Source organism: Superficieibacter sp. (genome assembly GCF_032071645.1).
Classification (GTDB): Bacteria; Pseudomonadota; Gammaproteobacteria; order Enterobacterales; family Enterobacteriaceae; genus Superficieibacter.
The window spans coordinates 1-14,248 of sequence record NZ_DAMAPU010000001.1 but is presented as its reverse complement, the minus strand read 5'-3'; the positions used below and the strand labels follow the sequence as shown (position 1 = coordinate 14,248).

General features: G+C 57.0%; 13 protein-coding genes. All 13 read right to left on the bottom strand.

The window, feature by feature from the left end; genetic code table 11:
* Positions 1-7: 7 nt before the first annotated feature.
* The 13 genes from wcaJ to wcaA all read right to left on the bottom strand — a co-directional run bounded on the left by wcaJ (position 8) and on the right by wcaA (position 13,877).
* Entirely contained in the window at positions 8-1,390 is a 1,383-nt protein-coding gene (gene wcaJ, locus RT197_RS00065; RefSeq protein ID WP_312946070.1) for an undecaprenyl-phosphate glucose phosphotransferase, read from the bottom strand.
* Between the two features lie 357 nt (positions 1,391-1,747).
* On the bottom strand, positions 1,748-3,118 hold the full coding sequence (gene cpsG / locus RT197_RS00060; protein WP_312946069.1) for a colanic acid biosynthesis phosphomannomutase CpsG: 1,371 nt from the start codon (positions 3,116-3,118) through the stop codon (positions 1,748-1,750).
* A gap of 25 nt (positions 3,119-3,143) precedes the next feature.
* Positions 3,144-4,580, bottom strand: coding sequence for a mannose-1-phosphate guanyltransferase (gene cpsB, locus RT197_RS00055; protein WP_312946068.1), 1,437 nt, complete (start codon positions 4,578-4,580; stop codon positions 3,144-3,146).
* Between the two features lies 1 nt (position 4,581).
* Complete coding sequence (gene wcaI, locus RT197_RS00050) at positions 4,582-5,808, bottom strand: colanic acid biosynthesis fucosyltransferase WcaI (RefSeq protein WP_312946066.1); 1,227 nt, start codon at positions 5,806-5,808, stop codon at positions 4,582-4,584.
* Positions 5,805-6,284 (bottom strand): GDP-mannose mannosyl hydrolase, encoded by a 480-nt coding sequence (locus tag RT197_RS00045; protein WP_312946064.1) that lies wholly within the window; start codon positions 6,282-6,284, stop codon positions 5,805-5,807. The genes wcaI and RT197_RS00045 overlap by 4 nt, the downstream gene beginning before the upstream one ends.
* Positions 6,285-6,286: 2 nt before the next feature.
* Positions 6,287-7,252 (bottom strand): GDP-L-fucose synthase, encoded by a 966-nt coding sequence (locus RT197_RS00040; protein ID WP_312946062.1) that lies wholly within the window; start codon positions 7,250-7,252, stop codon positions 6,287-6,289.
* A gap of 2 nt (positions 7,253-7,254) precedes the next feature.
* On the bottom strand, positions 7,255-8,376 hold the full coding sequence (gene gmd, locus RT197_RS00035; RefSeq protein ID WP_312946060.1) for a GDP-mannose 4,6-dehydratase: 1,122 nt from the start codon (positions 8,374-8,376) through the stop codon (positions 7,255-7,257).
* 324 nt (positions 8,377-8,700) lie between these two features.
* Positions 8,701-9,237 carry a colanic acid biosynthesis acetyltransferase WcaF gene (gene wcaF, locus RT197_RS00030; RefSeq protein WP_312946057.1) on the bottom strand — a complete coding sequence of 179 codons (537 nt, stop codon included), beginning with the start codon at positions 9,235-9,237 and terminating at the stop codon, positions 8,701-8,703.
* Positions 9,238-9,377: 140 nt separating this feature from the next.
* Complete coding sequence (gene wcaE, locus RT197_RS00025) at positions 9,378-10,124, bottom strand: colanic acid biosynthesis glycosyltransferase WcaE (protein WP_312946054.1); 747 nt, start codon at positions 10,122-10,124, stop codon at positions 9,378-9,380.
* A gap of 13 nt (positions 10,125-10,137) precedes the next feature.
* The gene (gene wcaD, locus RT197_RS00020) at positions 10,138-11,358 is read right to left on the bottom strand and encodes a colanic acid polymerase WcaD (RefSeq protein ID WP_312946051.1); all 1,221 of its coding nucleotides are present in this window, start codon (positions 11,356-11,358) and stop codon (positions 10,138-10,140) included.
* On the bottom strand, positions 11,333-12,550 hold the full coding sequence (gene wcaC / locus RT197_RS00015; protein ID WP_312946048.1) for a colanic acid biosynthesis glycosyltransferase WcaC: 1,218 nt from the start codon (positions 12,548-12,550) through the stop codon (positions 11,333-11,335). Before wcaC ends, wcaD begins: the two co-directional genes overlap by 26 nt.
* The gene (gene wcaB / locus RT197_RS00010; protein WP_312947530.1) at positions 12,547-13,035 is read right to left on the bottom strand and encodes a colanic acid biosynthesis acetyltransferase WcaB; all 489 of its coding nucleotides are present in this window, start codon (positions 13,033-13,035) and stop codon (positions 12,547-12,549) included. Before wcaB ends, wcaC begins: the two co-directional genes overlap by 4 nt.
* Before the next feature lie 2 nt (positions 13,036-13,037).
* Complete coding sequence (gene wcaA, locus RT197_RS00005) at positions 13,038-13,877, bottom strand: colanic acid biosynthesis glycosyltransferase WcaA (RefSeq protein ID WP_312947527.1); 840 nt, start codon at positions 13,875-13,877, stop codon at positions 13,038-13,040.
* Between the last annotated feature and the right edge of the window lie 371 nt (positions 13,878-14,248).

Here is a 14,248-nt window from a genome sequence, read left to right as displayed (position 1 = left end):
CTGTTCCTCAGTAGGCCGCTTTGTTCACAAAGCCTTTGAACACCGTCAGGAAGACGATCTTGATGTCGAACCACAGGCTCCATTCGCGGATGTACTCCAGATCGAACTCAATTCGTTTTTCCATTTTTTCGAGGGTGTCGGTTTCGCCGCGCCAGCCGTTGATCTGCGCCCAGCCGGTGATGCCGGGTTTAACTTTATGGCGCAGCATGTAGCCTTCAATCAGCGCCCGGTACTGCTCGTTATGCGCCACGGCGTGCGGACGCGGTCCCACAATCGACATCCCGCCGGTCAGCACGTTGATAAACTGCGGCAGTTCATCGAGCGAGGTGCGGCGCAGGAAGTTACCCACCGGCGTAACGCGCGGATCGTTCTGCGTCGCCTGGGTGACGACCGCATCGTTCTCCATCACCCGCATTGAGCGGAATTTCCACACCATAATGGGCTTGCCGTCCATGCCGTAGCGGGTCTGGCGGAAGATCACCGGTCCCGGCGAGGTGAGTTTGACCGCCAGCGCGATGCAGCACAGCGCCGGGGAGATCAGCAGCAGGATCAGCGTTGCCAGCACGATGTCCTCCAGCCGCTTGAGGATGCGGTTGATGCCGGACAGCGGCGTGTCATACAGCGGCACAACCGGCACGCCGTTCACCTCTTCTACCCGCGAATGGAGGATGTTAAACGTGAACAGATCGGGGATCAGGATCACCGAGCAGGTGGTATCCGCCAGCTCGCGCACCAGATTTTTGATCCCGGCCTCTTCCTGCATCGGCATGGCGATATAGATGTTGTGGATTTTCCCGGCCCGCGCGTCTTCAACCAGCTGGCTTAAATCGCCTTCGCGCTCGCTGGCGGCGTTGTTGTGATAGGTTCCCACCACGTCATAGCCCAGCCACGGCTGGTTACGGAAGCTTTGCATCAGCGCCTGGCCTGCCGGAAGCTCACCCGCTACCGCCACCCGGCGCGAGTTATAGCCCAGATTACGCAGCCAGCCTGCGCCAAAGCGGATCATCGTCCGGCAGGAAACCATGCCGAAGGTGCTCAGCAGATACCACGACACCAGGGTGATAAAGCTGTGGTCGAAATCATCGTTGAAGGCCATTAAGCCTGTGGCGAAGATCAGGCTCAGGGTCCAGTTCTGTAGCAGTAACAGCAGTTCGGTGGTCATCCGCACGCCGCGCCATGAACGGTAAAAGTCGGTCATGCCGCCAATCATCTGGAAGACCACCAACGTGACCAACGCCATCAGCAGATGCATGTACAAAAACGGCAGCGCGCTGACCTGGCAAACCACCCATAGCCCACCGAACATGATGGTGATGTCAGAAAATCGCTGCACCATTGAGATTAACGATGCATTCGTTTTGGCTCGCTCGCGCTTTGTTAGAGTCGTCATCGTTGTTCCTTTGTGTTCCCTTGCGTTGGGTTAGGTTGTTAACCCCTCTCCCCGGTCTTCTGGTAAGCAGCCCCGGTCCCTTTTGCGGGGAAGGAGGTTAAACGCTCCCCCTCTCCCCGGCCCTCTGCTAAGCAGCCCCGGTCACTTTTGCGGGGAAGGAGGTTAAATGCTCCCCCTCTCCCCGGCCCTCTGCTAAGCAGCCCCGGTCCCTTTTGCGGGGAAGGAGGCTAAACGCTCCCCCTCTCCCCGGCCCTCTCCCTCAAGGGAGAGGGAGGAAGCCGGCATCGGGCTTAACCACAAACGCGGCCTGTTCCCTCTCCCTGGGGGAGAGGGTCAGGGAGAGGGCGTCCCCGCCCCTTACTGGTTCAGCAGCGCCAGAATAGCCTCAGTCCGCGCCTGCATCAGGGCGGTATCGCCGCGCGATTCCACATTCAGACGCACCACCGGCTCGGTGTTGGACGAGCGCAGATTGAAGCGCCAGTCGGCAAAGGTCAGGCTTAATCCATCGGTGCGATCGGTCTCCAGCGCCTGCGGAGCAAAATGCTGTTCGACGCGGGCAATCGCCGTCGCCGGGTCCGCCAGTTTGCTGTTGATCTCGCCGCTCGCCGGGAATGCCGCCATCCGGTCGCGTACCAGCTCGCCCAGCATCTGCCCTTTCAGGCACAGCAGTTCAGTCACCAGCAGCCACGGGATCATCCCGCTGTCGCAGTAGGCGAAGTCGCGGAAATAGTGATGAGCGCTCATTTCGCCGCCGTAAATGGCGTCTTCTTCGCGCATCCGCTCCTTAATAAACGCATGGCCGGTTTTCGACATCACCGGCACGCCGCCCGCCGCGCTGACCACGTCCACCGTGTTCCAGGACAGACGCGGATCGTGGATGATTTTCGCGCCAGGGTGTTTTTCCAGAAACGCTTCCGCCAGCAGGCCGACAATGTAGTAGCCCTCAATAAACTGCCCGTTTTCGTCAAACAGGAAGCAGCGGTCAAAATCGCCGTCGAAAGCAATCCCCAGATCCGCCCCGTGAGCGATCACCGCATTACGCGTGTCGTCGCGGCATTCCGGCAACAGCGGGTTAGGAATACCGTTGGGGAAAGTGCCATCCGGGGTGTTATGTACTTTGATAAATTCTACCGGTACGTTCAGCGCGTTGAAGCGCGCTTCGATGGCATCCACCACCGGGCCAGCCGCGCCGTTGCCGGAGTTGATCACCAGCTTCAGCGGCGTCAGATTTTTCACGTCGATATAGCCGAGCAGATGATCGATATAGGCATCGCGCAGGGCAATTTGTCGGTAGCTGCCGCGCTTAGTCGCGTCCACCGGCGGGAAGTCATTGGCTTCCGCCAGCCGCTGTACGTCGCGCAGCCCGGTATCGCCGCTAATCGGACGCGCGCCCTTGCGCACCAGCTTCATGCCGTTGTAATCCATCGGATTATGGCTGGCGGTGACTTCAATCCCGCCGTCCACCCCGAGGTGGAAGGTCGCAAAATAAATTTCTTCGGTACCGGAAAGACCGATGTCCAGCACGTCAACGCCCGCATCGCGCAGGCCGTCCGCCAGCGCCAGCTTTAAGGCTTCGCTGGTCAGGCGCACATCGCCGCCGAGGACGATAGTTTGCGGCTTCAGGTATTCACCGTACGCACGTCCAATCCGCCGGGCGATCTCTTCGTTAAGCTCCTCGCCCAGCCTGCCGCGAATGTCGTAGGCTTTAAAACAGGTTAATTTGGTCATATTTTTCTCTTCTTTTAATGAGGGTTCACACCCGCCCGTAGCGATCCGCAAAGCGCACCACGTCGTCCTCTTCGAGGTACGCGCCGGAACGCACTTCAATCAGGTCGAGAGGGATTTTGCCGGGGTTCTCCAGGCAGTGCGCCGCGCCGAGCGGGATGTACACCGACTCGTTTTCGCCGAGCAGTTTGATGTCGCCGTTGATGGTGACTTTGGCGGTGCCCGCCACCACCACCCAGTGTTCCGCGCGGTGATGGTGCATCTGGAGGGATAACCCCTCGCCCGGCTTGACGGTAATGCGCTTCACCTGATAGCGGTCGCCCGCGTCGATAGAGTCATATTTGCCCCACGGACGGTACACTTCGCGGTGAATGTGGTGTTCATGGCGACCTTCAGCTTTGATCTGCTCCACCACTTTTTTGACTTCCTGCACGTGATGGCGGTCAGCAATCAGCACCGCGTCTTTGGTTTGCACCACCACCAGATCTTTCACGCCGACCGTCGTCACCAGACCGGATTCAGCGTACACGTAGCTGTTTTCGGTGTTGTGGCTGATGACGTCGCCGTGGTGGACGTTTCCCTCCGGCGTGTGGGCGCTGATTTCCCACAGTGACGACCAGGAGCCGACATCGCTCCAGCCCGCGTCCATCGGGACGACCACCGCATCCGCCGTGCGCTCCATCACCGCATAGTCAACCGACTCTTCCGGGCAGGCGAGAAACGCCGCTTCATCCACGCGGATAAAATCCAGATCGGGATCGACGGTCGCCATTGAGCGCTCGCACGCCTCCAGGATGTCCGGGCGGAACTTTTTCAGCTCCTCCAGGTAACGCCCCGCGCGGAACAGGAACATGCCGCTGTTCCAGTAATACTCGCCGCTGGCGACGTAGGCCTGGGCGGTGGCGAGATCCGGTTTTTCGACAAACTGGGCGACCGCAAAGGCCAGATTGTCCGCATCTGCTGGCACCGCGTCGCCACGCCGGATATAGCCGTAGCCGGTTTCCGGCAGATCCGGCACGATGCCGAAGGTCACCAGCTTGCCCGCTTCGGCGTGAGGAATGGAGGCGGTGACCGCCGCGCGAAACGCCGCCTCGTCCTGGATCATATGATCCGCCGCCAGCACCAGCAGCAGCGGATCGTCCTGCGGCGAACTACGTTGGGCCGCCAGTGCCGCCAGCGCGATAGCAGGCGCGGTATTGCGGCCCGCCGGTTCAAGAATGATGTTTTCGGTCAGCTTATTAAGCTGGCGCAGCTGCTCGGCGACGATAAACCGGTGCTGCTCGTTACAGATCACCACCGGGCTTTGGCATTCCACGCCGTTCAGACGGCTGATGGTGGCCTGAAGCATGGTCAGTTCCCCTTTCAGGCAGAGGAACTGTTTGGGATAGAGTACGCGGGAAAGCGGCCATAAACGGCTACCGGTTCCGCCCGCCATGACGACCGGATAGAGCGTAGGTTGACTCATATTAGTGATCCCGAATATCTGAAATAAATTGGCTTAGCACGTTGTCTTTTTCGAGCGTGCGTTCGGCATATTCACGTGCCACCGTGTTGCTCTCAGGCAGGGTTAGCGCCTGTTCAATTCCGGCAACCAGCGCCGTCACCACTTCCGGCTCGACGCATACCGCGATGCCGGGATACGTGCGGCAGAGCTGGCCCAGTTCGGTTTCCGGCTCGGCGGTGATCACCGCGTTGCCGCCAACCGCGAGAATATTGGTGAGTTTGGAGGGCAGTACCGCGTCGGCCGCGCCGCGCTTTTGGATCACCAGATGGCAGTCGCCCATTTTCAGCAGCGCAGGCAGGTCGTCATACGGTTGCAGCGGCAAAAAGCGGATATTGGTCAGGCCGCGTTCCGCCACCATTTTCTCCAGCCGCGCTTTACCTCCGCCCTGCCCGACGATCACAAACGTCCACGGCTGTTCGCGCAGCAAATTCGCCGCTTCAATAACGTTCTCCAGCCCCTGCTTTTCGCCGATGTTGCCGGAGTAAAGAATGATTTTTTGCGCCCCGGTAAGCCCCAGTCGCTGGCGCAGGACGTCCACGTCTGCCGGAGCAACATCGCGAAAACGCGCCACTTCAGACCAGTTGGGGAAAAAGATCAGTTTCTCTGGCGCGACGCCTTTTTCCTGCGCTTTGTTGATCATTGAACGGGAAATGGTGGATACCGCATCCACGCCGAGCAGATTGCTGCGCTCAAACGCCGTCGCCAGCCGGGCAACTTTGCCCCCTTTTCCCTTACCCGCCATCCCCAGACCGAGCATGGCATCGACTTCATAATCCTGAATGTGCAGCACGGTGCGCGCGCCGCAGAGCTTTGCCAGCAGGCGCATCCCCGGCGTACAGAACAACGTCGGCACCACGCCGATAATGCGATCCGGCTTCCAGCGGCGCTGCGCCAGCAGCGGAAACAGACTGCTTAACGCAAAGCTGCCCAGATGGATCAGCCGCTTGAGGGTGGAAGGCTGTTTCGGGACGTACAGCGGGCAGCGCCAGACGGTGGCCGCGCCGTTTTCACGGCGATAGCGCCAGGCGGAGTAATGCTCGCCGACCTGCCATTCCGGGTAATAAGGCGGGGCGGTGATCACCCGCACCTCATGGCCCTGACGCGCCATCCACTCGACCATTTCGCCGGTGTATTTGCCGATGCCGGTCAGTTCAGGCGAATAGTTGATGCCGTAAACGAGGATCTTCATAGTCCCGGCACTCCCGCCTGGCGTTCTGCGAGGAAATACGCGCGGGTGTTATCGTGCACGTTATCGCTTGCCAGCAGCGCCTCTGCCGTCAGCCAACGGTAATCGTTGTGCTGATCCGGCGGCAGGCGCAGGGTGCTGGCGTCCACCCGCAGGCGGAAACCCAGGACGATGTAATGGGTGGAAAAACCGTTCCCGGAAAAATTGTCGTCATAAAAATGCTGCCAGACGCCATAAAACTCGCCTGCCGTCATCGGCAGGCTAACGCCCAGTTCCGCTTCCGTCAGGCGCGCAAACGCCTCCTTCAGCGGTTCATCTTTCTGCACGCGTCCGCCGGGAACGAACCAGTAACCCTGCGCCGGACGGTTGGTCCGCTGACCAAGCAGAAACTCGCCGCGTTCGTTCTCCACAATCAGATCGATTGAGATCAGCGGCGTGGCGCGAACGACGGTGGCAAACTCTTCAGCGCTGAGAAACATATTTACCCCCGGAACCGCTGCTGATTTTCCAGAAACCACTGGTAAGTGCTGGCAAGGCCCGCCTCCAGCGTGATTTCATGGAACCAGCCGAGCTGATGCAGGCGCGTCACGTCGAGCAGCTTGCGCGGCGTGCCGTCCGGCTTGCTGGCGTCAAACACCACCCGACCTTTAAAGCCCACCACCTGCGCCAGCGTCAGCGCCAGTTCGCGGATGGTGCAGTCCACCCCGGTCCCGACGTTGATGTGCGACAGCATCGGCTCGGTATTTTCCTGCCAGACGCTGCGATCCAGTTCCATAACGTGAATGCTGGCGGCAGCCATGTCATCAACGTGAAGGAATTCGCGCATTGGCGTCCCGCTGCCCCAGACCACCACATCAGATGCGCCCTGCTGCGTCGCCTCGTGAAAACGGCGCAGCAGCGCCGGAATAACGTGCGAATTGCTGGGGTGAAAGTTATCGTTCGGCCCGTACAGATTGGTCGGCATAACCGAGCGATAGTCGCGGTCGTACTGGCGGTTATAAGATTCGCACAGCTTGATCCCGGCAATTTTGGCAATCGCATACGGCTCGTTAGTCGGTTCCAGCGTGCCCTGAAGCAGTTCGCTTTCCGCCATCGGCTGGTTTGCCAGCTTTGGATAAATGCAGGATGAGCCGAGAAACAGCAGCTTGTTCACGTCGTTAAGATGCGCCGCGTGAATGATGTTGCTCTCGATCATCATGTTTTCGTAGATGAAGTCCGCCGGATACGTGTTATTCGCCACGATACCGCCGACCTTCGCCGCAGCCAGGTAGACCTGGTCGATGCGTTCGCGGGCGAAGAACTGCTGCACCTGCGCAGCGTCCAGCAGATTCAGCTCATCGCGGCTGCGCAGGATCAGATCCACATCACCGCGCTGTTCAAGCTGGCGCACGATGGCCGATCCCACCATGCCGCGATGTCCGGCCACAAAGATACGTTGTCTGGTCATGCTCAGGACTCCAGCGCGATGGCAACCTCGTAACCGTGGGACTTCAGCAGGGAATGTTTCTTCGCCGCTTCCAGATCTTTTGCCACCATCTCAGAAACCATTTCCTGTAGGGTGGTTTCCGGTTTCCAGCCCAGCACCTGATGCGCTTTGGTCGGGTCGCCAAGCAGGGTTTCCACTTCCGCCGGACGGAAGTAGCGCGGGTCAACGGCAATAATCACATCGCCCGGTTTCACACCCGGCGCGTCATGACCGGTCACGGAAACCACGATGCCCTTCTCTTCCACGCCCTTGCCTTCAAAGCGCAGTTTGATGCCGAGCTGGGCCGCCGCCATTTCCACAAATTCACGCACTGAATACTGCACGCCGGTCGCGATCACGAAATCTTCCGGTTTTTCCTGCTGGAGCATCATCCACTGCATTTTGACGTAGTCTTTGGCATGGCCCCAGTCACGCAGGGAATCCATGTTGCCGAGGTACAGGCAGGACTCCAGCCCCTGAGCGATGTTGGCGATCGCGCGGGTGATTTTGCGGGTCACGAAGGTTTCGCCACGACGCGGGGATTCATGGTTGAACAGAATGCCGTTGCAGGCATACATGCCGTAGGATTCACGGTAGTTAACGGTGATCCAGTAGGCGTACAGTTTGGCGACCGCATACGGCGAGCGCGGGTAGAACGGCGTGGTTTCTTTCTGCGGAATTTCCTGCACCAGACCGTAAAGTTCAGAGGTGGACGCCTGATAGAAACGGGTTTTCTTTTCCAGACCGAGGAAGCGGATGGCTTCCAGCAGGCGCAGGGTGCCCATCGCATCAACATCAGCGGTATATTCCGGCGACTCAAAGGAGACCGCCACATGGCTCATTGCACCGAGGTTATATACTTCATCCGGCTGCACTTCCTGAAGGATGCGCGTCAGGTTGGAGGTGTCGGTCAGATCGCCGTAATGCAGATGAAATTTCGGGTTGGTGGTATGCGGATCCTGATAGATGTGATCCACGCGCTCGGTGTTAAAGGAGGAGGCGCGACGTTTAATACCGTGAACCTCATAACCTTTTTCCAGCAGCAGCTCTGCCAGATAAGACCCATCCTGCCCGGTAACACCGGTAATGAGAGCAACTTTAGTCATAATAAGTTTCCTATGTTAAACGTGTTGGCCTTTGAATCATGTTTTGTGGGGAGGGAGGACAAACGCTCCCCTTTCCCTGTTGCGGGGGAAGGTGGACAAACGCTCCCCCTCTCCCCGGCCCTCTCCCTCGAGGGAGAGGGAGAAAATCGGCACTTTTCCCTGTTGGGGGAAAGGCGTTCAAGCTATCCCCAGACGGTCCCCTCTCCTGGGGAGAAGGAGAAAATCGGCACCGGACGTCATCCCGCACTCGGACGGTTCCCTCTCCTGGGGGAGAGGGTTAGGGAGAGGGCGCTCGCGACGTCGATCTCTGCCCAGAAAAAGCATTTACCTTTCCCGCACTACCTGCGCCGGGTTGCCCCGGCAAATCATTCCGCCCGGAAGCGATTTAAAAACGCTGCTGCGCGCGCCCACCACGGTGGCGTCGCCAATCGTCACCCCTGGCGCGACAAATACGTCGGTCGCCAGCCAGCATTTTTCGCCGATAACAATTGGCGTGGCGTTAATATCAAAATGCGCACTTGAATAATCGTGACTGCCGGTACACAAATAACACTTCTGCGATACCACGGAATTTGCGCCAATCGTAATATCGCCCAGCGTATACAGCACCGCGTCATCGCCGACCCAGGCGTAATCGCCAATCGTCAGTTTCCACGGATAAGTAATTTTTACCGACGGACGAATAACCACGCCTTTACCAATTTTCGCGCCAAACGCACGCAGTAAAAATGCCCGCCAGCGATACAATACCTGCGGTGACCAGGCAAAAAGCGTGGCCTGAACCGCCCACCACAATTGCACTTTCAGCGCATTACCGCCGCGAAAACCCCGTGGCACAGAGAAGCCATTTAATTCCTGCATTATTTACCCTTTTATACCCTAAATAATTCGAGTTGGATGAAGGCGGCGACGCAGCTCATCCCCGGGAGCTTACTCCAGTAAGTGACCAGGGTGAGCGAGGAAAGCCAACGCACAGGCAACTTGAAGTATGACGGGTATATTTACTGTTTGTTATATAAGGCTTTCGTCTTGCCAGTCGTACGCAAACGTAATAAATAAGATAACTCCGCTAATACGCCCGGCACGCGTAAAATATTGCGCTGGACGTTTCTGGCGTCGCGGCATAATTCCAGATTATTGGACGTTGATACCCCGCCCATTGAAAATTCTGAAACCAGACCGGGGATCCGCTCGAACTTATAGCCTTTTTTATACAGTCTGGCGGCTAATGCATAATCTGACGACACCCGATATTGCAGATCGTAAGGATAATTTTTTAATCCCATCAGCGGGAAAAAGATCGCCTGATGACTGGCGGGCAGGCTGTGATAAATATACCAGCCGCGTTTCGCGCTGCGCCGAACTTTCGTGCCGTCACCAAAATCCAGCAGCGCATCGCCGATGTACATGGCATTTTCTTTTTTATCCGTCAGCTGGCGGACGAACTGGCCGACGTCGGCGTGGAAAATATCCCCGGAATTGAGGAAGATGGCAAACTTGCCCTGCGCCAGGGTAATGCCTTTATTCATCGCATCATAAATACCGCGATCTTTCTCGCTGATGTAGCGTAAGTTGTACTCACCGTTGAGGTTTTCCAGGAACTCCGCCGTGCCGTCAGCTGAGCCGCCATCAACCACGATCCACTCAAACTCAATGCCTTTTTCGCGTGCCAGATGCGCCAGCGACTGCCACGTTTTGACCACACCGTCGTGGTTACGAAAGGCGACGGTAATTACACTTAACAGCATCTGGCTTTCCTCATCAGGCGCGCACGATATTCAGTGCTTTACGCAAAATAAACGGACAAACGATTAAAAACGCATATTCCGGGCTAAATATTGAACCGGTAAAAAACAGCGATACTGGCGTAAAAAGATACAACTGAACGCCATAATTCTGATTATTACCGAACGCTCGCACCGCCATTCTTCCAACTTTAAATAAATACCATCCTGTCAGAAATACGGCGATCCACGAAAAATAAATAATGAGCAGATACAGGCCATTGTCTATTGTTTTTCCGACGTCCGCACCGTTAAAGATTCCGAATGATGCGACATATTCATAAAGTGAGCCGAATCTGACTACGCCATCAATATTGGTTAATGAATAACCCACCATCACCAGCGGTCCAATGATGCGATAATAAGACGACGATCCTTCCGTACCTAATTCACCGAGACGTCCTGAAATATACGGCATGGCAAAAAATACACCGACCAGGAAAATGGCCAGAGAGATAATCGCCAGCGGCAGTCGTTTGCGGATAGCCTCTTTGTTCAGATACTGAAACGCCCATTCCAGCAGGTAAAACAGAATAAATGTCATCACCCCGGAAAATGAGCCTGAAAGAACTATCCCTGCCAGAATCATACCATCGGTCTTTGGTGTTTTGATACCAAACTGTTTGATGCTAAGCCAAATTGAGATTAATGCCAGTGCGAAAAACGCCGGTTCAAAATATAACGCGGTGGTGCGTTTACCGCCATATTTGATAAAGTTCAATACATAGCTATTACTGTAAATAAGATATTTCGAAATTATTTCAATTAAACTACTGCCGCCGCTCAGAATAATCTGTGCCATTTCGGCTGCTGCGAGCAGTACCACCAGCGTCACCACAAGATAAAAGAAGCGCAGGATTTTGCGGTGGTTATGCGGTGAAATGGTTTTAAAGCGAATACTCCAGACCATGCCGATGATAATGACGATGTAGACAAACAGCAGGGTCGAGGTCACGTACTTACTGGCATCCAGCGACTGCCCGAACAGATAGTTGTAGAGCGTCAGCCCTGCTCCGGCCCCCAGCGCAATCATCAGCTTTTTAATGCTGATTTTGTCGATATACAGCAGCAGCAACAGCGGCAGGAAGGTGACGATCGTTACCGGGAAGCTCTCTCCGAGCTGGACAATTTTTACGTTGACCAGCAGGTAGATCAGCGGCAGCAGCAGGTAGCTACAGATTCTGATAGAACGAGACATATTCCTCCAGCATCTGTTGTCCGCTATAGGCCACCCGGCTGCGCTCATGGAACGCGTCATGGGTGACGTTGAAAACCGCCGCAGTAATGTCTTCGCGCCCGTGCTGCACGAGGCGCAAAATTTCCTCATCGCTCAGGGTCACGCCGCCGGATTTTTGCAGCACTTCCCGCGCGGCGTCGCTGTGGCTCGCCAGCACCGGCACGCCAATCGACAGCGCTTCGCACAGGATCAGCGGATAGTTATCCACCCGCGAGGTAAACAGCAGCGCATCCATCTGGTTCAGCTCGGTCATTAATTGACGTTTGTCGGTGAGAAAGCCGTGGTTGACGACGTTTGCACCTTCGAAAGGCGAGAATTTACCGAAGGTGTGGACTTCCGGCGCGTTGTCCAGCGCAATCACCTCCCGCACCAGTTGCTGATTGGTTTTACCGTCGTAGCGCAAATCATGCGCGACCACGGCAATTTTCGGCTTTCCGGCGTCCGGGTTGACGGTGGGCAGGCCGGAGAGAATCGCTTCCGTCGCCACGTCGATGCCGTTATTAATGATCCGGCAGCGGCCTTTGCCGTACAGCGTATTGAACGCGTCGGCAACGTGCTGGCTCGGCGAAATAAACTGGCAGCCGAGGGCGAGCATTTCGTGGATCAGCAGGCGCTTCTTTTCCACCAGTTGATGCGCGCGATCGATCTTCACCGGCGGATAGTTGCCGAGCGTCGGGCACTGTTTGCAGCCGCTTTTCCAGCCGTCGCAGCCATCGAGAAACGCGCAGCGCCCGGTCACGCTCCAGTGATCGTGCAGGGTCCAGACCATACGCACATCCGGCTTATGGGCCTTCACCCGCTGGCAAAAATCCACCAGCCGGTCGAAGTTCAGCCAGTAGCTGTGCAGGACGTGAAAGTGCAGCACCACCGGCCCTTCGCTGCGGGTAACGGTGCGGTATAAGTTATCCAGATTGCCAAACAGATCGCGGTTAAACAGGCGAAACAGCGCCAGGTTCGCCATTGACGTCAGGCGCGGCGTGTGGCGGATGACATTCGGATAGCTATCGTGGCTGACGCTTTTTTTGCCGCCCTTTCCGTAGCCGTAAACAAACCGCGAGTGCAGCCCCTGTTGCAGCGCCCGCTGGTGCAGATCCAGCGCAACGCCAGCCGCGCCGCCCTCGGCGAGTCGAACGTTAAATTGCAGAATATTCATTGGCTGACCTTTATGCGCGCTTTCTCACCGACCACCAGCGCATCATCCGGCACGCTGTCGAGCACGACGCTGCCCGCGCCGATCCTGACGTTATTGCCGATGGTGATGTCGCCGGTAATAATAACGTTGGCTCCCAGCTCCACCCCGTTGCCAATCACCGGGCAGGCGAGATTTCCCGCCCCGCGATTGCCGATGGTGACGCCGTGGCGCACGACGAAATCGTCCCCGGCGACCACATTTTTATTGATCACCACCGCATAGCCGTGGTGAATGGTGAAGCGGCGACCGATGGTGGCTGCGGCCTGAATTTCGTAACCGAAAAAGCATTCGGTCAGCAGGCGATACCCCACCAGCACCGGCGCGGCCCACAGGTTATTAATGACGTTTTTCTTGCGCCACACCGAGCAGAAATGAGCGATGCGGTAGGCAACGACCATGCAGCACGGGCGCAGGCTCCAGCTATTGGCGCGTAAATCTTCCAGCAGCATCACTTCCCCCGCAGGCCGTCGGCCAGACGTTTACCGTTGCGCACGGAAAACAGCGTCAACAGCGTGCGCCAGTTCATCCGTTTGTTACGGATCTGGTACAGCGTGAAGAGCTGATATTTTTTGCTGGCGCGGTCGAATTTGTCTTTGTGCTTGCGGTAGAACTGGAAATAGCCGGAAAATTTCTTTGGCGAGGAGGTGATCTGCATTTCGCCGTGATTCACATGCAGAATTTGCGTGGCCTCTTCCACTTTCCACGGCTCGCCGTATTCCACCACCATGCGCAGAAAGATGTCATAGTCCTGGGCGGCCTTCAGCCCGGTATCAAACAGGCTCTCTTTGAAGCGCGACGCCAGGGTAAACACCTGATTGCCAATGATGTTGCGTTTGTAGAACAGCTTGCGCGAGAAAGGTGATTTCGGATACAGCGGCAGGCTGGCCGGTTGCGCATAGACTTCCCCTTCGCAGACATAGTCATTGGCATACAAAAACGCGTGGGTGACCAGTTGATGTTTATGCTCCAGGAAAATGCTCAGGCGCTCCGGCGTCCACTCGTCGTCATCGTCAATGCCGGTAATGTACTGGCCTTTTGCTTGCATAATCGCCTGGTTCCGCACCGCGCAGGCCCCGGAATTGAAGTCGTTACGGGTGTAGCTGACACGCGGATCGTTAAGGTCTTCGACAAACTTTTGTAGCTGTTCAAATTGCGCCGAGCAGTCATCCACAATGCGCATTTCCCAGTGCGGGTAATCCTGACGCAGCACCGATTTTATGGCGCGGATCGCCAACTGCTGCCGGTTCCAGGTTGGCATATAGATGGAGATGAGTGGTGTATTATTGATGCTCATTTTTTTCCATTCTCCAGATAATGGTTATTGGCCTTACGCGGCACGTTCTGCTCTCTTTACCGGGGAGGGTGGTGGCGCGGGGGATGGGTTTCCGCCCTCTCCCTGACCCTCTCCCCAAAACCGAGTTCGTGGTAACGTCCTGTTTTCTCCGGGGGGGGGGGGGGGGGGGGGGGGGGGGGGGGGGACGTTTATCCTCCTTCCCTCACGTCAACGCCCTCTCCCTAACCCTCTCCCCCGGGAGAGGGAACAGATCGAGTTCGGGGTAACGTCCTGTTTTCTCCCTCTCCCTTGAGGGAGAGGGTCGGGGTGAGGGGGCGTTTATCCTCCTTCCCTCACGTCAACGCCTCTCCCTCACCCTCTCCCCC